The following is a 21,364-nucleotide window of genomic DNA, read 5'->3' as shown; positions in this document are numbered from 1 at the left end:
GCGTCAATTTTTTACCGAGAGGTTATTTCCATGAATGTAATTGAAGCTAATTTCGATGCTAAGGGCAAAAAAGTTGCCATTGTTGTTTCTCGTTTTAACAGTTTTGTTGTTGAGAGTTTATTAGAAGGTGCAGTTGATGCACTTAAACGTCATGGTAACGTTGCAGACAGCGATATTACAGTTATTCGTGTTCCTGGTGCGTATGAGTTACCTGTAGCAGCTAAGCGTGTTGCTCAAAAAGGTGGTTTCGACGCTATTATCGCTATTGGTGCGGTTATTCGTGGTGGTACGCCGCATTTTGATTTTGTAGCTGGCGAGTGTAATAAAGGTTTAGCGCAAGTGGCAATGGAGTTTACTATTCCTGTAGCCTTTGGTGTTATTACTACCGACACTATTGAGCAAGCTATTGATAGAGCTGGCCTCAAAGTGGGTAATAAAGGCGCTGAAGCAGCTTTAAGTGCTTTAGAAATGATTAATGTTTTAGAGTTGTTATAAGTTTTCAAATCTTATACTCGTTTGCGTTAGTTATAATAAGTTTTAATTTTATATTTGGATGTACCTGTGAAGCCATCACCTAGAAGAAAAGCCAGAGAATTAGCCGTACAAGCTGTTTATTCTTGGCAATTAAGTCAAAATGCTGTTAACGATATCGAAGCTAATTTTTTAGTGGACAACGCTGCTCGCCGTTTTGACATTCCATTTTTTCAGCAATTATTTCGTGGTGTAACATCATCAGCCAGCGAGTTAGATTTACTTATAGCTCCTCATGTTGATAGACCTATAGATGATGTTGACCATGTTGAAAAAGCGGTTCTCAGAGTGGCTATTTTTGAATTAAAGGAATGTTTAGATGTGCCATACAAAGTTGTGATCAATGAAGCCATTGAACTTGCTAAATCTTTTGCAGCAGATGACAGCCACAAGTTTGTTAATGGTGTTTTAGATAAGGCCGTTAAACTAATCCGTAAAGAAGCTTAGTGAGTAAAGTCTACTTTCTGTAGTTTTAATCAACACACTTTAAGCCTACTCAATTATTTGATGTGTTTTTGTGACACATCAAATAATCAAAACTGAATATTCCCCTATGAAAGAATTTGATTTAATTAAGCATTATTTCTCAGAGCAAATAGTTAAACGCAAAGATGTTATTTTAGGTATTGGTGATGACTGTGCCTTGTTAGCTCCGGCAGAACATCAGCTTATTGCTGTAACTACAGATACTTTAGTGGCTGGTGTTCATTTTCCTGAAAATACATCACCAAAAGCTATTGGCCATAAAGCTATTGCGGTTAATTTATCTGATTTAGCGGCAATGGGCGCAGAGCCTACATGGATCTCGTTAGCATTAACATTACCTGAAGTTGATGAACAATGGTTGTCAGAGTTTTGTGCTGGTATTTTTGAGTTATGTGAATTTTATAATGTTCAGCTTATTGGTGGAGACACTACTCAAGGGCCTTTGAGCATTACGGTTACCGCTCAAGGATTAACACCCAAAGATAAATATATCACGCGTTCAAATGCTAAAGCTGGTGATTGGCTTTACGTAACGGGTGAATTGGGTGATGCTGCATTAGCAATAAAAAACCTACAAGGTAAAGTTGATCTTGTCGATGCTGATAAAGGTAAAGTTTTTGAGCAATTAGACTACCCTAGACCTCGAGTTTTAGCTGGACAGGCGTTAAGAGATTACGCTACTTCAGCAATTGATATATCTGACGGGCTTATTTCAGATTTAGGGCATATTTGTAAAGCCTCAAAAGTTGGAGCTAAGCTTAACTTAGAGAATATTCCTATCTCGACGGTAATGCGTGAAACTCTCGGTAGAGACAAAGCTATAGAACTAGCACTATCGGGTGGTGATGATTACGAGTTACTTTTTACTGTACCTGAAGACAATAAAGTAGGGATGGCAACAGCTTTGGCAAACATAGGTATTCCAACTACTTGTATTGGGCAGTTAAACGGAACTGAAAAAATTACAACTGTTTTAGATGGTGAAAATGTGACAATGAGCGTTAATGGTTTTGAACATTTTTCTAAGTCTGAACCGTAAATATGAATAAGGCCGTGGTTAAGTTTACGTTATCAAATCCTATTCATTTTCTAGCATTGGGTTTTGGTAGTGGTTTAAGCCCTAAAGCTCCTGGTACATTTGGTACATTAGCTGCTATTCCTGTTTTTCTTTTATTTACTTTATTTACGCCTTTATTTTATTTCTTGGCCGTATTCGTTGTGTGCATCGCTGGTATTTATATTTGCGGTAAAACGGCTGAAGATGTTGGTGTACACGATCATGGGGCTATTGTTTGGGATGAGATAGCTGGTTATTTAATCACTATGTTTTTAGTACCTATTAGCTGGCAAAGTATTCTTGTTGGTTTTGTACTGTTTCGTATATTTGATATTGTAAAGCCTTGGCCTATTTCTTATTTAGATAAGTACGTACACGGCGGCTTTGGTATTATGATTGATGATGTAGTTGCAGGGTTTATGGCACTTGCATGTATGCATTTTATCTTTTAAACGATTGATGGTTTATAGGCCTCAATATTCCATAAAAAATAAGCAATAAAAAAGGTAGACATTATGTCTACCTTTTTTGTATCTAATAAATTGCTTTTAGTGAAGAATTCTAGCTTTAACCGTACCTTCAATTTTCTTTAATTCTTTAAGCGCTAATACGCTATCTTCTGTTTCAATATCTATAACAACGTAACCAATTTTATCGTCTGTTTGTAAATATTGAGCGGCAATATTAATATTTAATTTAGCAAATGCTAAGTTAATTTTATTTAATATACCTGGTTGGTTGTGATGTATGTGTAATAGCCTGCTTGTACCTTTACCACCATGGCTTGGTAATGATACCTCAGGGAAGTTAACTGCTGATAAAGTTGAACCATTATCAGAATACTTAGCAAGTTTACTTGCTACTTCTAAACCAATATTTTCTTGTGCTTCTTTTGTACTACCACCAATGTGTGGTGTTAAAATAACATTATCGAAAGCACGTAATGGTGAAACAAACTCTTCATCATTACCTTTAGGTTCAACAGGAAATACATCGATAGCAGCGCCAGATAGCTTTTTACTTGCTAATGCGTCAGCTAGTGCATCTATATCAACGACTGTACCGCGAGATGCGTTAATTAATATAGCGCCATCTTTCATGTTAGCAATTTCTTCAGCACCAAACATGTTTTTAGTTTGCGGGTTTTCAGGAACGTGTAAGCTAATAACTTCACATTCTTGCAGTAATGCGCGTAATGATGGTGTTTGGCTTGCATTACCTAATGGTAATTTAGTTTCTACATCATAAAATTTAACTTTCATACCAACAGTTTCAGCAAGAACACCTAACTGCATACCGATATGGCCGTAACCAATAATACCGAGTGTTTTTCCACGAGCTTCAAATGAACCCGCAGCTGATTTATCCCACTCACCTCGGTGTGCTTTAGCACTTTTTTCAGGAATACCACGAAGTAATAATAAGGTTTCACCTAATACTAATTCAGCAACTGAACGAGTATTTGAGAAAGGTGCGTTAAATACTGGGATACCTAATGATTGGGCTGCTTTGATATCTACTTGGTTAGTACCAATACAAAAACAGCCAACAGCAACAAGTTTCTTAGCGTGGCTAAGTACTTTTTCATTAAGGTTAGTACGTGAACGAATACCAATAAAGTGAACATTAGCAATTTTTTTTATTAAATCTTCTTCCGACAAAGACGTTTTTAAATATTCTATATTGTTATAACCTTGTGACTTTAGTTCTTCAAGTGCGCTTTCGTGAACACCTTCTAACAATAAAATTTTAATTTTTTCTTTAGCGAGTGAATTAGTACTCATGATATTTAAATTCTCTTAATGAATGGGTTTAGCCAGTGGCTAACAAAATTTAAAGTTATGGACGTTTAGATGTCCAAATGTATGTATAAACTAGCATATAGTGCTTAAACTCTAAAGCACTAATTTATTATTTTTGCGCCTTCAGGTGTACCAATAATAAGTGTGTCGGCACCTCTATTAGCAAACAGGCCATTAGTTACAACGCCTACCAAGGCATTAAGGTCTTTCTCTAATGTGATTGGATCAATTATGTCTAAGTTATATACATCGAGAATTACGTTTCCGTTATCGGTTACTACACCTGTTCTGTATACAGGATCACCGCCTAATTTAACTATTTCTCTAGCAACATAACTTCTGGCCATAGGAATAACTTCAACAGGTAATGGAAATGTTCCTAAAACTCTGACTTGTTTTGAACTGTCTGCAATACATATAAAGGTTTTTGCTACGGCTGCAACAATTTTTTCTCGTGTGAGTGCTGCACCGCCACCTTTGATCATATGCATGTGTGAATTAATTTCATCAGCACCATCTACATACACATCAATACCGTCAACGTTATTTAAATCAAAAACCTCAATGCCGTGTGCTTGAAGACGTTTGGTTGACTCTTCAGAACTTGAAACAGCGCCAGTAATACGATCTTTTATCGTCGCTAAAGCATCAATAAAGTGGTTAACTGTGGAACCTGTTCCAACACCTACAATCGTGTCATCTTTAATGAAATCTAGAGCTTTAATTGCCGCAGATTTTTTCATATCGTCTTGTGTCATGATGAGCCTTAAACTTATATATGAGCAAACAAAGTATCACTCTAGTGCTGAATTTTATTGAAGCAACATAGCGTGGATAATGAACATTTTTTATGCGCGTAATTATACACCAACTATCGTAATGAAAGCGATAGGTTGAGCGGCTAGCGTTGGATATTTATTTAAATGAGTAGTTTTGGCTGGGGGTTATAATGTTAGGAATAGGAATGTCCCAATCTTCAACAGGAACAGAATCAACAAGCTGGCAATCATGTGCTAAACCTATTGGATAAGGGCGTGCGTTTTTATTGGTTTTATAGTGCTCAAACCATTTTTGTAACGTTCTATCATAAAACCCACCGCCCATACCTAAGCGAGCACCTGATTTATCAAAGGCAACTAAGGGGGTAAAAATAATATCTATGTTATGTATTAGCTGAATAAGACGAACATCGAGTTTAGGTTCTAAAATTCCAAAGCGGTTTTTAAGCATAGGGGTCGTTGGCGTGTATTCTAAAAATAACAAATGGCCTTTACTGAAAGGGTGAATTACCGGTAAATATACCTGCTTATTGTGTTTCCAACACCAATCAATAAAAGCAGAGGTATTCAGCTCACCATCGTTAGCTAAATAAATAGCAATGTGTTGTGCTGAAAGTATGCTGGTATGAGACGTTAATTGATTAAGTAGTTGTGCTGCAGCATTAGCTTGTTCTTGCTGAGTTAATGATGATCGTTTTTCTCTAATCGTTTTTCTTAGCTCTATTCTGCTATTCAAAATAACATCACCTGTATTGTTGCTTTAACTTTGCTTCTATAGAGGAGGGAGTCCTCTAACATACGAGCATATGTTAGAGGAAATTTATTGGCTAGGCTACTTGAGGCGAGCTTTTTTCTTCTTTACCTTCTTGCTCTGCGAGTAATTCCCAAAATCGAGTTTTAAGGCTAAGCAATAAAATTACGATACCTATACCGATACTAAATAAACTAATTTGAATATACAGTGATGGCATTTGTTCAACGTTATTTGGATCGAAACTTCCAGCTAGTAAACCTGAAATAATATTACCAATAGAGTAGGTCAATACAAATACGCCCATCATTTGCCCTGCAAAACGCTTAGGTGATAATTTACTAACCGCACTTAATGCGGTGGGGCTAAGAATTAATTCACCCACGGTATGTAGAAAATAAGTTGCTATAAGCCAATACGGGGCTACTTTTAATCCTGATGCTGCGTATTGCGCGGCAAAAAACATAATAAGAAAGCCACTTGCCATAATGATTAAACCAATAGCACATTTAAGGCCATAAGCAGGAGTTACTAATTTTTGGCCTAGTTTCATCCACAAAGCAGCAAAAAAGGGAGATAAAATAATAATGAAAAAGGCATTAGCAGAACCCATCCATGCAGGAGGGATTTCAAAACTACCTATCATTCTATCTGTGTAGTCTCTTGCAAATAGGTTAAGTGATGAGCCAGCTTGCTCAAATCCAGACCAAAAACAAGCGGAAGCAACACATACTAATAATAATGCGGTTAACCTGAGTGTTTCGCTTTTAGAGAGTTTTCCAAACATATAAATAGCAGCGTAATATAATACAAAAATAGCAGAGAACGTAATCGCCGTGTATTGAGCTAAAACAACCGCGTTAATTATAATTTTTCCTTGAAAAACAAGTGTTGTAATAACGGCTACCGTAATTAAAAAGCCAACGATAACTAGCCAGGCCGTTTTGGCTCCTTTGGGTGATAAAGGAGATGGGGGGACAAGGCCCGCACCATTTAGCTTTGGAGATGTTAACTTATATTGTATTAAGCCTAAGCCCATACCAACAGCAGCAGCACCAAAGCCCCAGTGCCATCCCATATTGGTTGCTAAGTAGCCACATATAATATAGCCAAAGAAAGAACCTAAATTAATGCCCATATAGTAAATAGCATAACCTGCATCTCTGCGTCTGTCTTTTGATGAATATAGCTGGCCTACCATAGCGCCAATATTCGGTTTTAATAATCCAGTACCTAAAATAACGAGTATTAAACCAACAAAAAACGTTTTATCGTTAGGTAGGGCAAGTACTATATGCCCTATGGTGATAATTATACCGCCATACCAAACGGTTTTTTGCCCCCCTAGTAACCTGTCGGCAATCCAACCGCCGGGAAGCCCCATAAAATAAACGCTACCTGTATACAAACCATAAATCGCACCAGCTGTTGCTACGGTTAATGCCAATCCGCCCTCTTGCAGGGTAGCTGTCATAAAGAGAACAAGTAAGGCGCGCATACCGTAATAACTCATCCTTTCCCACATTTCTGTAAAGAATAGCGTTGTTAACCCAGTAGGATGGCCGAAAAATTTTGTATCTTGTGATGATTGTTCCATTCACATTACCTTTTTTATTGTTGTATTATCGTTTGATTTTTTCTAAAGAAAGTTAATCATTAAACCGTGTGAAATTGACTTTATTTAAAAAATACCACACAAAGCAAATAAATCAGTTGAACTGTTTATATATAAAGCTCAATAACTCTAAAAGTACATGATTTTCTATAATACTTAGCAGGCATTGAGTTTATAAATACAGAACTAATATAAAGTATAAAATATTTGATATGTAAAATTTTTTTATATTAGAGATAACAATAAATTAGTCGTACGAGTATTATTTACGTTATAGGTTTATTTTGTTTATTGTTTAATAGTAAGATAAGAATAATTATTTGAAATTTTAACGAACGGGTTTGCATAGTAATGTCGCAATCATTAAACGATGTAAAAATTGGTATCATTGGTTTAGGTTATGTAGGTTTACCTTTAGCTGTTGAATTTGGTAAAAAGTATCAAACGGTCGGTTTTGATATACATGAAAAACGCATTACAGAATTACAATCAGGGCATGATTTCACGCTAGAAGTTTCTTCTGAAGAATTAGCAGAATCAAAGCATATTAGCTATTCGTGTAATGTAGAAGACCTAAAAAGCTGTAACGTTTATATTGTTACGGTACCAACACCTATCGATAAACACAAACAACCTGATTTAACACCTTTAGTGAAAGCAAGCGCAATGCTGGCAAAAGTCATTTCTAAAAATGATATCGTTGTTTATGAGTCAACGGTTTACCCCGGTGCAACGGAAGAAGTTTGTATCCCTGAGATAGAAAAGCATTCAGACTTCATTTTTAACAAAGATTTTTTTGCTGGTTATAGCCCCGAGCGAATTAATCCGGGTGATAAAGAGCATCGTGTTACTAATATTCTAAAAGTAACATCAGGTTCAACGCCTGAAATAGCAGAGTTTATTGATCAGCTTTATGGTTCAATTATTACTGCGGGTACTTATAAAGCTTCATCTATTAAAGTGGCAGAAGCGGCAAAAGTAATTGAAAACACTCAGCGTGATTTGAATATCGCTCTTATTAACGAACTCGCTGTAATTTTTAATAAATTAGGTATTGATACCGAAGAAGTATTAAAAGCGGCAGGCACTAAATGGAACTTTTTACCATTTCGTCCTGGGTTAGTTGGCGGACATTGTATTGGTGTTGATCCATATTACTTAACGCATAAAGCTCAATCTATTGGTTATAATCCAGAAGTTATTCTTGCTGGTCGTCGAATTAATGATGGTATGGCTGAATACGTTGTTTCTCAATTAACTAAAACAATGATCAAGCGTAAGTTACAAGTGAATGGTGCAAATGTATTAGTAATGGGGCTAACATTTAAAGAAAATTGTCCTGATGTTCGAAATACTAAAGTTGTGGATATTTTATCTGAGCTTGCTGAATACCAAATGAATGTAGATGTTTACGATCCTTGGGTAAATCCTGAAGATGCAAAACATGAATATAATGTTGATCTTATCTCTGAGCCAAAGGCAGGTAATTACGATGCTGTTATTTTTGCCGTGGCACATAATCAGTTTAAAGCAATGAGCAATAGTGATATTAAAGCACTGATGAAAACCGAGCATATTATTTATGATTTAAAATATATGTTAGACATGGATTTTTCGGATATCCGCTTATAAACGGTATTTAACAAATCTAAACATCAAAAACATAAACCAAACCTTTACTCATGTAAACGTTTGGTTTTTTCTTTTTTAGATACTGATTATTTTTATAAGACCTGAAATTTATTCAGCTATAGCTTTTGAGGCTTAAAATCCTTCACTTATTAATGTTATACTGTTTTTGTATTTAGGTGGTTCATATCTCTATTATAATAAAATTATCTCTCATCCATAAATGGAACATTCAATGAATCGATATCAAGAAATTCAAGACAACTTAAAAAATAATTCTAAAAAATGGCTTGTGACTGGCTGTGCAGGTTTTATTGGTTCTAACTTAATTGAAACATTACTTTTATTAAATCAAGAAGTTGTCGGCTTAGATAACTTTGCTACAGGCCACCAAAAGAACTTAGATGAAGTTCAAGCTCAAGTATCAACAGAGCAGTGGGCTAAATTTTCTTTTATTGAAGGTGACATTCGAAACTTAGAAGACTGTCATAAAGCTGTAACCGATGTTAATTATATTCTACATCAGGCTGCTTTAGGTTCTGTACCCCGTTCGATTGTTGATCCTATTATGACAAACTCAGCAAATGTGACTGGCTTCTTAAACATGCTGGTTGCAGCAAAAGAAGCTAAAGTTGAAACATTTGTTTATGCTGCATCTAGTTCTACTTATGGAGATCATCCGGCACTGCCTAAAATTGAAGAAAATATTGGTAATCCATTATCACCTTATGCCGTAACTAAATACGTTAATGAACTTTATGCTGATGTGTTTTTTAAAACCTATGGTTTAAATACTATAGGTTTACGTTACTTTAATGTATTTGGTAAAAGACAAGATCCTGATGGTGCTTACGCTGCCGTTATTCCTAAGTGGACATCGGCCATGTTTAATAATGAGGATGTATTTATTAATGGTGATGGCGAAACTAGTCGAGATTTTTGTTTTATTGAAAACGCAGTACAAGCGAATATTTTAGCCGCTACCTCAAATGATGAAGCTAAAAACAATGTATACAACGTAGCTGTTGGCGATAGAACAACACTAAATATTTTATTTGATAGTTTAAAAAATGCCTTAAAAACAAATGATATTAGCTATGAAAAATCGCCGGTTTACCGAGAGTTTAGAGCTGGAGACGTTCGGCATTCTCAAGCTGATATAGGTAAAGCCAATAGCTTATTAGGATACGATCCTGAATATCGTATTCAGTCAGGTATTGAAAAAGCTATGACTTGGTACGTAAGTAATTTATAAAACATAACGTTATGATTAATAAACAGTTTAAAAAAAGCGAAGACAATAAGGAAAATTGATGACTAACAAAATTAAAAAAGCAGTAATTCCAGTTGCCGGTCTAGGAACTCGTATGTTACCTGCCACTAAAGCAATACCAAAAGAAATGCTGCCTATAGTTGATAAGCCTCTCATTCAATACATTGTGAATGAATGTATTGCCGCAGGTATCAAAGAAATTGTGTTGGTAACTCATTCATCAAAAAACGCGATTGAAAACCATTTTGATAAATCGTTTGAATTAGAAACAACCTTAGAAAAACGTGTTAAGCGCCAGCTACTTGAAGAAATTCAAGCTATTTGCCCTAAAGGTATTACGATTTTACATGTACGCCAAGGCGAAGCAAAAGGTTTAGGTCATGCGGTATTAAAAGCTCGCCCAATTATAGGCAATGAACCTTTTGTTGTTGTGTTACCTGATGTCATTTTAGATGAAACTACCGCTAATCTAAAAACAGAAAACTTAGCTGCAATGCTTGCGCGATTTGACGAAGTAGGACATAGCCAAATTATGGTTGAGCCAGTACCTATGGATCAAGTAAAAAACTACGGTGTAGTTGATTGCGGTGGCGAAGAGTTAGTTGCCGGCGAGTCAAAAGCTATGACGGCAGTTGTTGAAAAACCTGATGTTGAAGATGCGCCATCTAATTTAGCCGTTGTAGGTCGTTATGTATTATCAGCTGAAATTTGGAACCTACTGGCTATTACACGTCCAGGTGCCGGTGACGAAATTCAGTTAACTGATGCAATAGATGCATTGATGGAAAAAGAAACCGTTGAAGCATTTCATATGACAGGTAAATCACATGATTGTGGTTCTAAACTAGGTTATATGAAAGCGAATATTGAGTATGGTTTACGCCATCCTGAAATAGCTGAAGAATTTAGAGCTTACGTAAAGCAACTTGTTTGTTAATAGAAAAACTTAAATCCTTCTTTATAAATGTAAAGGCCTATAACGTTTGTTATAGGTCTTTTTTATTACACACCAATCTTTCTAATTTTATTTATTCTTATTTCGTCTAACCAAGTCATTTCTTATATGGAAGTGTTGACTTAGCTGTGTCATTATAATCGCACTTATATTTTACTAAAAGTTAGTATTACAGCGATGAATTTAACTCACTTACAGAAACTTGAAGCTGAATCAATCCACATTATGCGCGAAGTTGCGGCAGAGTTTGATAACCCTGTTATGCTTTATTCCGTAGGTAAAGATTCAGCTGTATTATTACACCTTGCTCGTAAAGCTTTTGCTCCGGGTAAAATTCCATTTCCTTTATTACATGTAGATACTACGTGGAAGTTTAAAGAAATGATCGCCTTTCGTGATGAAATGGCTAAAGAATATGGCTTTGAATTATTAGTACATAAAAACCAAGAAGGGATTGACGCCGGTGTTGGCCCATTTACTCATGGTAGTGCTAAACATACCGATATTATGAAAACTCAAGGCTTAAAACAAGCCCTTGATAAATATGGTTTTGATGCTGCTTTTGGTGGTGCTCGTCGTGATGAAGAAAAATCTCGCGCTAAAGAACGTGTTTACTCTTTCCGTGATAAAAATCACCGTTGGGATCCAAAAAGCCAACGTCCAGAGTTGTGGAATATCTACAACGGTAAAGTAAATAAAGGTGAAAGTATTCGTGTTTTCCCATTATCTAACTGGACAGAATTAGACATTTGGCAATATATCTATCTAGAAAGCATCAAAATTGTTCCTTTATACCTATCTGCTGTACGTCCTGTTGTTGAACGCGATGGTACATTAATTATGGTGGATGATGATCGTATGCCGATTGAAGAAGGCGAAGAGATACAAATGAAAAATGTACGTTTTCGTACATTAGGTTGTTACCCACTTACAGGGGCTGTTGAGTCTGACGCGACAACTTTGCCTGAAATTATTCAAGAAATGTTATTAACAAAAACTTCTGAGCGCCAAGGGCGTGTAATTGACCATGATTCATCTGGTTCAATGGAGAAGAAGAAAATGGAAGGTTATTTCTAAATAACTCTTTTATTCGTAAAGATAACATTATTCGTATTGCCTAGAACACCTAGCAATACAGTAAAAATTAAACGTAAATTAGGTGACAGCATAAGCGCGTCACATATATTTCGAAAGGAACAATCATGAGTCCAAACACAGGCTTACTTGAAACAGATATTGAAGCTTATTTAAAACAGCATGAAAACAAAGAAATGGTGCGTTTCTTTACATGTGGTAGCGTTGATGATGGTAAAAGTACTTTAATTGGTCGTTTACTACACGATTCAAAAATGATCTTTGAAGATCAATTAGCTGCCATCGAAAAAGACAGCAAAAAGTCAGGTACTACCGGCGAAGCTGTTGATTTAGCTTTATTAGTTGACGGTCTGCAATCAGAGCGCGAACAAGGTATTACTATTGATGTTGCTTACCGTTATTTTGCTACAGATAAGCGTAAGTTTATTATTGCAGATACTCCGGGCCATGAGCAATATACACGTAACATGGCAACGGGTGCTTCAACATGTGATTTAGCGATTATATTGATTGATGCGCGTCATGGTGTACAAGTACAAACACGTCGCCATTCATTTATTTGTTCATTATTAGGTATTAAGCATGTATTAATTGCTGTGAACAAAATGGATTTGGTTGATTATAGCCAAGACCGTTACCAAGAAATCAAAAAAGAATATCGTGAATTTGCTGACGATTTAGCGTTTGAAGATGTTCGTTTTGTCCCTATTTCAGCGTTAAACGGCGACAACGTAGTAGACGAAAGTGTAAACATGCCTTGGTACCCAGGCGCTACTATGATGAAGCTATTAAATACCATTAAAGTTGATGGTGATGAAAGCTTTACTCAGTTCAGATTTCAAGTGCAATATGTAAACCGTCCTAACTTAGACTTCCGTGGTTTTGCGGGGACGGTGGCATCAGGACATGTACGTGTTGGTGATTCAATTGTTACCTTACCATCAGGTAAAGAAAGTACCGTTAAGTCTATTGTTACTTTTGAAGGTGAAATTGAGCGTGCTGATAAAGGCATGGCGGTTACACTAACATTAGACACTGAAATTGATATCAGCCGTGGTGAGTTAATTGTTAAGAAAGATAACTTACCGATCACGTCTAAAGAAATTAATACCACAGTGGTATGGATGCATGAAGACGAGCTTGAACCGGGTCGTGATTACTACATTAAACATGGTAGTAAAATGACAGCAGGGCATGCGATTAATGTTGAACATCGTATCGATGTAAACAACATGAAAAAAATTGATGTTGACCAACTGGCATTAAACGAAATTGGTTCAGTAAACTTTGAGTTGGAAGAAGCGTTACATTTTGATGCTTACAACGACAACAAGACATCTGGCGCATTTATTATTATCGACCGTTTAAGTAATATCACGGTAGGTGCGGGTATGATTAATCATGCGATTGATGCTAAAGATGCAAAAACCTATTCAGAGTTCGAAATCGAATTTAATACATTGGTTCGTAAACACTTCCCTCATTGGGGTGCTCGAGATATTTTAAAATCTAAATAGCCCTTTTAAAGAGCTAGACTCTATGAATTATTATAATTTATACACCAAAGGCTCTTTTTAATGGACGTATCTCAATGGTTAATGGTTGCTATTTTTATAGCAACCTTTGCCGGCCTAGTAAAGTTTCAACATGTACCTGAACGCGTATTCTCTGCAACTATGCTGGTGTGTTTAGGTGTATCTTTTGTTTCTTATGAAGACATTCTTGCTAATGCGGTTAATCCGGGGTTAGTCACTCTCATTTTATTGGTTTTATGTTCTTTTACCTTCGAACGAACCAGTGTATTACGCCGCTTATCGACTTCTATGATCAGTGGTTCTCCATTTGCTTCTTCAGTTAAAACCTTAATTGGTACGGCGTTATCGTCAGCATTAATGAGTAATACGGCTGTTGTTGCTTCGCTTATTTCCACTATTAAAAATAACAAAGTGGTTAACCCCGGTAAGTTGTTAATTCCTTTATCTTTTGCTGCAATTTTAGGTGGCACATTAACTTTAGTAGGAACATCTACTAACTTGATCGTAAACAGTATGTTGATTGATCAAGGTCATGAGAGTTTAGGTTTTTTCGATTTTACTATTATTGGTGTGTGTGCCTTATCTGTATGTTTACTGGTGATTTTTTTACGTATTAATACTTTACCTGATATGGAGCTGCAAGAGCTTTCAACCAACGAATACTTAGTTGAAGCCAGAGTTAGCTTAGAATCAAAACTGGTAGGAAAAAGCATTGAAGAAAATGGTTTAAGAAATTTAGACTCGTTATTTTTAGTTGAGCTAGTACGTAATGGACGATTACTTTCTCCTGTAAGTCCTGATGAAGTGGTGCAAGCCAAAGATAAGCTTATTTTTAGTGGTGATATATCTAAAGTATTAACTCTTCAGCAGTTTGACGGCTTAACGCTATTTGCAGAACAAGATGGTTTACTACGTGAAAACTTAACCGAAGTTTTAATAAAACCTGATTCAGCCGTAATAGGTAAAACATTAAAAAGCGCAGGCTTTAGAGCACGATTCGACGCTGCTGTTGTGGCGATAAGAAGAGAAGGCTCTACCTTATCAGGTAAGCTAGGTGAAATTACTCTTCAATCGGGCGACTTTCTAATTTTAGCCGTAGGTAGCGACTTTAGTTCTCGCACCAACTTATCAAAAAACTTTTATATTTTGTCAGGCCATCAACCAGAAAATATGTTGAGTGGCTGGCGTGATTCTTTAACGGTTGGTGGTTTTTTAGTTACAATAGCAGCATCAGCACTTACGCCTGTATCGTTAGTAACGTGTTTGATTTTTTATATTGCCTTACTTATTTTCACGGGCTGTTTAACAGTAAACGAAATAAAACGTCGCTTCCCATTAGAAATATGGATGATAGTACTTGGCGCGTTAACTTTGGCGAAGTCGTTAGAAAATAGTGGTGTTATTAGTCTATTAGCCAATGGCATAGAAGGCTTGTTACAAGGTCAAAGCCATTATGTCGCACTGATTTTAGTTTTTATTATCACCTTGTTATTAACCGAAATTATTACCAATACTGCGGCAGCTGCTTTAGTGTTTCCTATTGCTTACAGCATGAGTGTCGGGTTAGGTGTAAGTCCGTTACCTTTTGTTATGGCAGTAGCTTTTGCGGCAAGCGGCAGTTTTATGAGTCCATATGGCTATCAAACCAATATTATGGTGTACAACGCAGGTGAATATACATTAACTGATTTTGTAAAATTTGGTTTACCCGTTTCTATTACATATAGTGTGGTTGTATTAGCCATGTTACCTTGGGTATTTCCTTTTTAAAGCGACTTAAGCGCAATGATTAGACTAAATATCTACATAGAATATAGAGAAGAATGATGAAAACAGAAAATACCGTTTGGCACGAACAAAATATCACTAAAGAGCAGCGTTCAGCGCAAAAAAATCAAAAACCATGCTTACTATGGTACACAGGCTTAAGTGGTTCTGGTAAGTCTACCGTTGCTAATGCCGTTGATGCCTTATTATTTGAGCGAGGATGCCACAGTTATTTACTTGATGGTGATAATGTTCGTCATGGTTTAAATGGTGATTTAGGTTTTAGTGATGAAGACCGTGTTGAAAATATTCGCCGTATTAGCCAAGTCGCTAAACTGTTTGTTGATTCGGGTTTAATTGTTTCAACTGCTTTTATTTCACCCTTTGCTGCTGATAGAACGATGGCGCGTGAGATGCTTGAGCAAGGTGAGTTTATGGAAGTTTATATTGATACGCCTATTGCCGTGTGTGAACAGCGTGATCCTAAAGGCTTATATAAAAAAGCCCGCGCAGGTGAAATTAAAGACTTTACGGGAATAGATTCAACTTACGATGTGCCAAGTGCTCCAGAAATTCATGTGAAAACTGATGAAAAATCAATTAAAGAATGTGCTGAGCAAATCGTGCAACATTTAATTGATAATCAATTTATTCAGTAAGCTTGTTTGCTTAAATAAAAGCTTGGTAGAAAGAGGAAGAAAATTCATGCATTTTGATGTATTTAATGGTGACGCAGACGGCATTATTGCACTGGTTCAATTACGATTAGCCCAGCCGAAAGAATCCACGTTAATAACAGGTGTTAAACGCGATATTAGCTTATTAAAACAAGTTGATGTTACCGCTGCTGATTCTATTACCGTGCTTGATATTTCTCTTGAAAAGAACGTTGAAGCGCTTAAGTTACATTTAGAAAATAATACGGAAGTGTTTTATATTGATCATCATCGTGCTGGCGATATTCCTCGTTCAGAACATTTAACTACCTTAATTAATACCGATGCGAATACTTGCACCAGTTTACTTGTTAATGACTATTTAAAAGGCGCATACGTGAATTGGGCTGTTGCTGCTGCTTTTGGCGATAACATGACTCAATCGGCTATTACATTAGCTGAAAGTGTCGGTTTATCTAAAGGCCAGCAAGAACAGCTAAAAGCCCTTGGTATTTACATTAACTACAACGGCTATGGGCGTGATGTTGATGATTTACATTTTCATCCAGCGGATCTTTATAAAGCCTTGTTAGCTTACCCTGATCCTCTTACGTTAATTAAGGAAGAAGGTTCTATATTCCACCAATTAGAAAAAGCCTATCAAGCCGATATGCAAAAAGCCTTAACTGCGAAGGTACTGGCTGATAGCGACATAAGTAAAGTGGTTCAGTTAGACGATGAACCTTGGGCTAGGCGTGTTAGTGGTGTTTTTGGTAATGACTTAGCTAACCAGTCGCCAAATAAAGCCCATGCTGTTATTACATTGAACGCAGATAATACTTATACCGTAAGTGTTAGAGCCCCTTTAAATAACAAGCAAGGTGCTGATGAAGTATGCATTCAGTTTCCAACCGGTGGTGGTAGAGCAGGTGCAGCAGGTATTAATAATTTACCGCAAGATATGCTCGCAACATTTATTAATACACTAGATAGTTATTATACAAGTTAATTTGTGTGCGATTTTTTAATTGAAAAATGAGTTTTTATAAACCAAATGTTTATATTAATTTTATTATTATTGCCTATTGGAATATTACACTTTTATTAAGAAGCTGTTTTGTAATATAAAAGTCATTTTTAGTTTTTTTGAGCCGTTTTTTATTCTTGTTTTAAGCATTTTTTGCGCCCATTTGTAACCTTTATCCTCTTGCATTCTAACTAGGTTTGGTCGAGAATTAATTGTCGACTGAAGTTAAGTTTCGACCGCTAGATATATTATTTTATTTTTATTATCAAATGGTTAAGAGGTGTAGTTCATGAGAAGACAAAAAAGGGATCGTTTAGGAAGAGCACATGCTAACGGTTATCAAGCAGGCCTTAATGGCAAAGCAAAGGAAAAATGTCCTTACCAGAGTATCAACGCTAGATCGGAATGGTTAGGAGGATGGAGAGAAGCGGTTTCCGATAGAAGCACTGGATTATTTAAATAACTAACTTGTCGTAACAAAACATTAATTTTAAAACGAATTAAGCCCTTAACTTATTACATTAAGCTAAGGGCTTTTTCTTGTTTAGTTACCACAGACTTTACAATTGCTTTGTTTTTTTATTTTAAATTGTTGCCATTGGTTCGATAAACCATCAAACAAATTTAGCTGATTAATGTGTATTGTATTGCCTGTCAGTAACTTTATAGCTTGTAATGATTGCATACCGGCCACAATAGCTAATACTGGCCCAACAATACCTATAGTTTGGCAGTTGTTTTCAGGTGCTTTTTTACTTTCTGGAAATAAGCACTGATAACAAGCGCTTTCGTCATTACGAGGATCTACAACGAGTTGTTGGCCATCAAACCCAGTGGCAGCACCTACAATTAAAGGGACTTTATGAGTAACGCAATATTGATTAACCAAATAGCGTGTTTGAATGTTGTCGCTACAATCAATCACTACATCCATTTTAGGAACATAATAGTCGCATAATTCGTTATCCAGCATTTCATCAATCACTTCAATTGTTACATCGCTGTTATGCTGCTGAAGTTTTTCAGCGGCGGTATCAGCTTTGTTTTGATCAATATCGTTTTCGGTAAATAATATTTGTCTTTGTAGGTTGGTAATATCAACCGTATCGCCATCGGCTATAAATAATGTGCCAATGCCTGCCGCGGCTAAATAAAGAGAAACAGGATTGCCTAAGCCTCCCATACCCACAATCATCACATTGGCATTGCGAAGGGCTATTTGGCCTTCTTCCCCTATGTTTTTTAGCATGATTTGCCGGCTATACCTGAGTTGTTCTTTTTGAGTAAGCACGTTAAAGCTCTCCAATATCCGCTAAGCTGTGCACTGCACTGGCTTTAAATTGAATATAAACGAGATCATGCAGGCTTAGCGATAAACGTTCTGCAGACCATAAACTAATAGAAGAATAAAATACTTGCTCTGCGCAAGTTAAGGTAATTAATACGGTGTTATTTTGTGGTTGTATATTCAATATTTTAGCTTGAAAATGATTAACAATTGAAGAGTCTGTTGCTTCGTGTCGGCTAATACTAATATCGCTAGCGGCTATATAACAGCGTGTTTTTTTCGGCGTTAAGGTTTTATCATTAACAGCGTTAGTACTGGTAGTGTTAGATTGTAATGGTAAATATATAACGATATCGGTTGTTAGCTGTAAAGACGTTAAGCCGTATTCAGGTAAATGCTCTTTCACTATTAACGATAAGCTGGTTTGTTGTAGCGTTTCTTTAGTGTTATTTAAAGTATGAATAATTTGGTGAATTGGCCCGAAGTGTTGAATGTTACCTTGTTTCATCACAAGTAAGTTATCTGCAATTTGTTGTAATTCAGCTAAGCTATGACTTACGTATAACATAGGAATATTTAAAGTACGTTGAACATTGAGTAATAGGGTGATCATCAAGGCTTTATTTTGATTGTCTAACGCGCTTAATGGCTCATCTAATAATAACAACTCGGGTTCTGACAATACGGCTCTTGCTATTGCAACTCTTTGTTTCTCACCACCAGATAACAAGGTAACCTTTTTGTGAAGTAAAGGTGTTAGCTGTGTTAAATCAATAATATCATCGATGTTGAGTTGCTTATGCAAACAACGTTTATGCGCATATGCTAAGTTTTGTTGTACATTTAAATGCGGAAATAAACGAGAGTCTTGAAATACTAAACCTATGCGTCTTTTTTCGGGCTTGATATTTAATTTATGATCTGAGTCGAATAAAACGTTCCCATTTAAGGATAGTTGACCTGTTGTTGAATTTTCTAAACCAGATATAAGCCGAAGCAGGGTAGACTTACCTGAACCTGAATGGCCAAAAATACCTGTAATACCTTTCGTTGGAAGTGTTTGCTTTACCGATAGAGCAAAACCATCAAACTGGCTATTAAAATTGAAGCTAAGCTCCTTCAATATATTATTCATTAGTTATTTACTTCGTTTTTAGTATGTACCGTAGTGGGCTTAGAATAATTTAATAAATAAATAAGCCCCAGCACAACGAAAGAACCTATAAGTAAACTACCGGCAAGTAAATGGGCTTTAGCGTAATTAAAGGCTTCAACATGTTCAAATAAGGCAATAGAGAGCACTTTAGTTTCACCTGATATGTTGCCACCTATCATAAGCACAATACCAAATTCACCGACTGTATGAGCAAAACCTAAACTGGCTGCGGTAATAAAGCTGGCTTTAGTGATAGGTAGTACAAGTGTAAAAAATCTATCGAGCGCATTAGCTCCTAGCATAGCACCTGCTTCAAGAACATCGTCGCCTAACTGTTCAAAGGCTTTTTGTAAGGGCTGAACAACAAAAGGTAATGAATAAAAAATAGAACCTATAACAATAGCACTAAAACTAAAAGCAAGTTGTTGGCCTGTAATACTTTGCCAAAGCTGCCCAGGTAAATGTTGTGGCGAAAAGGCAATAAGTAAATAAAAGCCTAATACGGTAGGCGGTAGTACAATAGGTAAGGCAATAATGGCTTCAATGGCAATTTTATAGCGGCTCTTCATTTTTGCTAAATACCACGCTAATGGTGTACCTATTACCATGAGTATAATCGTGGTGACAAAGGCCATTTTTAATGTGGTGAATAAAGCGATTAAATCGCTATTTTCGAATAAAGAATTTTCTATCATAAGCTTGCTGCTTTGTAACCGTAACTCGCAATGATTTTTTGAATAGCCGGTGTTTGAATAAATAGCGCTAATTTTTTAGCATCTGCTATTTTTTTACTATTTTTTAAAATAACCAGTTGTTGTTTTATAGGAGAATAAAGGTCTTCAGGTACAACAATTCCGTGTAAGTTATTCAGTTTTAATTGGCTTAATGCAATAAATCCAGCAGTTACAGCGTGGCTTCTAATTTGTTGAAACGTTTGATTGACGTTAATGCCAGTAATGGTTTTATCTTTAAATTTTTCCCATAAGTCTAATGAGTTTAAGGTTTCTAAAGCACGCTGCCCGTAAGGTGCCGTATTAGGATTAGCTATTGCTATTTTTGATGAATTAATAAGATATTCATTCAATAAATTAGGGAGGCTTTGCTGAGGGTTAAAGCTTTTATCGGCAGACCAAAATGCGAGTTGGCCTACGGCATAAGTTTGCAGGCTATTTTTTACAATAAACGATTCAGACGCTAATCTCTGTGGGTGAATGTCATCAGCAGATAAAAACATGTCGTAAGGCGCCCCATGAATTATTTGCTGGTAAAGAGTACCTGAAGAACCACTGATTATGTCGATCGTTATATTAGTTTCATTAAAAATAGCTGGGGCAAGTTGAGTTAATACCGGAGCAAAGTTTGATGATACGGCAACTCGTAGCGGTTTGCTTTTAGCGTAGCTTGTTGTTGCTGTGAAAAAACAAATAAAAATACTCATACATAGAGTGCTTTTATATAAGGTACGTAGCCACTTACTCATGTTACCACTCTTGTGCTTTATTGGTGTCTGACGACTTTGCGTCTAACCATTTTTCACCTTCTGAGGTGAGTTCTTTTTTCCAAAAAGGAGCTTTTACTTTGAGGAAATCCATAATAAATTCGTTTGCAGCAAAGGCATTACCGCGATGTTTACTGGTAACCCCAACAAATACAATTTGTTCGCCAATGAATAGTTTACCCACACGATGGATAACGGTTACTCGGCCTAGCTCCCATTTTTTGCGGGCGGTAAGTACAATTTTCTGTAATGATTTTTCTGTCATTCCAGGGTAATGCTCAAGGGTCAATCCTTTTACATCTAATCCTAAATTGTTATTTCTTACACGACCACAGAAGGTAACCACGGCACCGTCTTCGTTATTGTTTTCTTCTAATAAGTTAACTTCTTCACTTAGGCTGAAATCTTGAGTTTGAATAACAATACGATCATTTAAGTGGATGTTTGTATTAGTTTTTAACATA

At 36.3% G+C, this 21,364-nt stretch carries 22 protein-coding genes; 13 read left to right on the top strand and 9 right to left on the bottom strand.

Going from position 1 to position 21,364, the window contains the following annotated elements; all coding sequences use genetic code 11:
• The first annotated feature begins 30 nt into the window (after positions 1-30).
• The 4 genes from ribH to AC0L5Q_RS08990 all read left to right on the top strand — a co-directional run bounded on the left by ribH (position 31) and on the right by AC0L5Q_RS08990 (position 2,526).
• Entirely contained in the window at positions 31-495 is a 465-nt protein-coding gene (gene ribH / locus AC0L5Q_RS09005; RefSeq protein ID WP_473617592.1) for a 6,7-dimethyl-8-ribityllumazine synthase, read from the top strand.
• Positions 496-561: 66 nt separating this feature from the next.
• Positions 562-978, top strand: a complete 417-nt coding sequence (gene nusB / locus AC0L5Q_RS09000; protein WP_473617589.1) for a transcription antitermination factor NusB — start codon at positions 562-564, stop codon at positions 976-978.
• Positions 979-1,084: 106 nt separating this feature from the next.
• The gene (gene thiL, locus AC0L5Q_RS08995) at positions 1,085-2,056 is read left to right on the top strand and encodes a thiamine-phosphate kinase (protein ID WP_473618277.1); all 972 of its coding nucleotides are present in this window, start codon (positions 1,085-1,087) and stop codon (positions 2,054-2,056) included.
• Positions 2,057-2,058: 2 nt separating this feature from the next.
• Positions 2,059-2,526 (top strand): phosphatidylglycerophosphatase A family protein, encoded by a 468-nt coding sequence (locus AC0L5Q_RS08990; RefSeq protein WP_473617585.1) that lies wholly within the window; start codon positions 2,059-2,061, stop codon positions 2,524-2,526.
• A gap of 96 nt (positions 2,527-2,622) precedes the next feature.
• On the opposite strand, the gene serA is transcribed toward AC0L5Q_RS08990, so the two are convergent.
• The 4 genes from serA to AC0L5Q_RS08970 form a co-directional block, all read right to left on the bottom strand.
• Positions 2,623-3,858 carry a phosphoglycerate dehydrogenase gene (gene serA / locus AC0L5Q_RS08985; protein WP_473617583.1) on the bottom strand — a complete coding sequence of 412 codons (1,236 nt, stop codon included), beginning with the start codon at positions 3,856-3,858 and terminating at the stop codon, positions 2,623-2,625.
• 119 nt (positions 3,859-3,977) lie between these two features.
• Positions 3,978-4,634, bottom strand: coding sequence for a ribose-5-phosphate isomerase RpiA (gene rpiA, locus AC0L5Q_RS08980; RefSeq protein ID WP_473617580.1), 657 nt, complete (start codon positions 4,632-4,634; stop codon positions 3,978-3,980).
• 157 nt (positions 4,635-4,791) lie between these two features.
• Positions 4,792-5,391, bottom strand: coding sequence for a 5-formyltetrahydrofolate cyclo-ligase (locus AC0L5Q_RS08975; RefSeq protein ID WP_473617577.1), 600 nt, complete (start codon positions 5,389-5,391; stop codon positions 4,792-4,794).
• 91 nt (positions 5,392-5,482) lie between these two features.
• Entirely contained in the window at positions 5,483-7,003 is a 1,521-nt protein-coding gene (locus AC0L5Q_RS08970) for a peptide MFS transporter (RefSeq protein WP_473617573.1), read from the bottom strand.
• Positions 7,004-7,372: 369 nt separating this feature from the next.
• Here AC0L5Q_RS08970 and tviB point away from each other — a divergent pair, with 369 nt between their 5' ends.
• The 9 genes from tviB to rmf all read left to right on the top strand — a co-directional run bounded on the left by tviB (position 7,373) and on the right by rmf (position 17,421).
• Positions 7,373-8,653, top strand: a complete 1,281-nt coding sequence (tviB, locus tag AC0L5Q_RS08965) for a Vi polysaccharide biosynthesis UDP-N-acetylglucosamine C-6 dehydrogenase TviB (RefSeq protein ID WP_473617570.1) — start codon at positions 7,373-7,375, stop codon at positions 8,651-8,653.
• 232 nt (positions 8,654-8,885) lie between these two features.
• Entirely contained in the window at positions 8,886-9,905 is a 1,020-nt protein-coding gene (locus AC0L5Q_RS08960) for an NAD-dependent epimerase/dehydratase family protein (RefSeq protein ID WP_473617568.1), read from the top strand.
• Between the two features lie 58 nt (positions 9,906-9,963).
• Positions 9,964-10,860, top strand: a complete 897-nt coding sequence (galU, locus tag AC0L5Q_RS08955; protein WP_473617565.1) for a UTP--glucose-1-phosphate uridylyltransferase GalU — start codon at positions 9,964-9,966, stop codon at positions 10,858-10,860.
• Positions 10,861-11,055: 195 nt separating this feature from the next.
• Positions 11,056-11,955, top strand: coding sequence for a sulfate adenylyltransferase subunit CysD (gene cysD / locus AC0L5Q_RS08950; protein WP_077339436.1), 900 nt, complete (start codon positions 11,056-11,058; stop codon positions 11,953-11,955).
• Between the two features lie 125 nt (positions 11,956-12,080).
• A complete protein-coding gene (gene cysN, locus AC0L5Q_RS08945) occupies positions 12,081-13,490 on the top strand; it encodes a sulfate adenylyltransferase subunit CysN (RefSeq protein WP_473617561.1) in 1,410 nt (469 codons plus the stop codon).
• 60 nt (positions 13,491-13,550) lie between these two features.
• The gene (locus AC0L5Q_RS08940) at positions 13,551-15,278 is read left to right on the top strand and encodes an SLC13 family permease (RefSeq protein ID WP_473617557.1); all 1,728 of its coding nucleotides are present in this window, start codon (positions 13,551-13,553) and stop codon (positions 15,276-15,278) included.
• A gap of 53 nt (positions 15,279-15,331) precedes the next feature.
• Positions 15,332-15,934, top strand: coding sequence for an adenylyl-sulfate kinase (cysC, locus tag AC0L5Q_RS08935; protein ID WP_077339442.1), 603 nt, complete (start codon positions 15,332-15,334; stop codon positions 15,932-15,934).
• Positions 15,935-15,980: 46 nt separating this feature from the next.
• Positions 15,981-16,940 (top strand): DHH family phosphoesterase, encoded by a 960-nt coding sequence (locus tag AC0L5Q_RS08930; protein ID WP_473617552.1) that lies wholly within the window; start codon positions 15,981-15,983, stop codon positions 16,938-16,940.
• A gap of 307 nt (positions 16,941-17,247) precedes the next feature.
• On the top strand, positions 17,248-17,421 hold the full coding sequence (gene rmf, locus AC0L5Q_RS08925) for a ribosome modulation factor (RefSeq protein ID WP_076420222.1): 174 nt from the start codon (positions 17,248-17,250) through the stop codon (positions 17,419-17,421).
• 81 nt (positions 17,422-17,502) lie between these two features.
• On the opposite strand, the gene AC0L5Q_RS08920 is transcribed toward rmf, so the two are convergent.
• Genes AC0L5Q_RS08920 through moaE form a run of 5 tightly spaced genes read right to left on the bottom strand, consistent with a single transcriptional unit; the run spans position 17,503 to position 21,363 of the window.
• Positions 17,503-18,249: a HesA/MoeB/ThiF family protein gene (locus AC0L5Q_RS08920; RefSeq protein WP_473617546.1), complete on the bottom strand. Its 747-nt coding sequence runs from the start codon at positions 18,247-18,249 to the stop codon at positions 17,503-17,505.
• 1 nt (position 18,250) lies between these two features.
• The gene (gene modC, locus AC0L5Q_RS08915) at positions 18,251-19,381 is read right to left on the bottom strand and encodes a molybdenum ABC transporter ATP-binding protein (protein WP_473617542.1); all 1,131 of its coding nucleotides are present in this window, start codon (positions 19,379-19,381) and stop codon (positions 18,251-18,253) included.
• Positions 19,381-20,097, bottom strand: a complete 717-nt coding sequence (gene modB, locus AC0L5Q_RS08910) for a molybdate ABC transporter permease subunit (protein ID WP_473617539.1) — start codon at positions 20,095-20,097, stop codon at positions 19,381-19,383. Before modB ends, modC begins: the two co-directional genes overlap by 1 nt.
• Positions 20,094-20,882 carry a molybdate ABC transporter substrate-binding protein gene (gene modA, locus AC0L5Q_RS08905; RefSeq protein ID WP_473617535.1) on the bottom strand — a complete coding sequence of 263 codons (789 nt, stop codon included), beginning with the start codon at positions 20,880-20,882 and terminating at the stop codon, positions 20,094-20,096. The genes modB and modA overlap by 4 nt, the downstream gene beginning before the upstream one ends.
• Before the next feature lies 1 nt (position 20,883).
• Positions 20,884-21,363, bottom strand: a complete 480-nt coding sequence (moaE, locus tag AC0L5Q_RS08900; RefSeq protein ID WP_473617531.1) for a molybdopterin synthase catalytic subunit MoaE — start codon at positions 21,361-21,363, stop codon at positions 20,884-20,886.
• Position 21,364: the final 1 nt, after the last annotated feature.

Source organism: Pseudocolwellia sp. G5-9, from assembly GCF_055808995.1.
The sequence above is the reverse complement of the archived record's forward strand: the minus strand, read 5'-3'. Positions and strand labels throughout refer to the sequence as shown.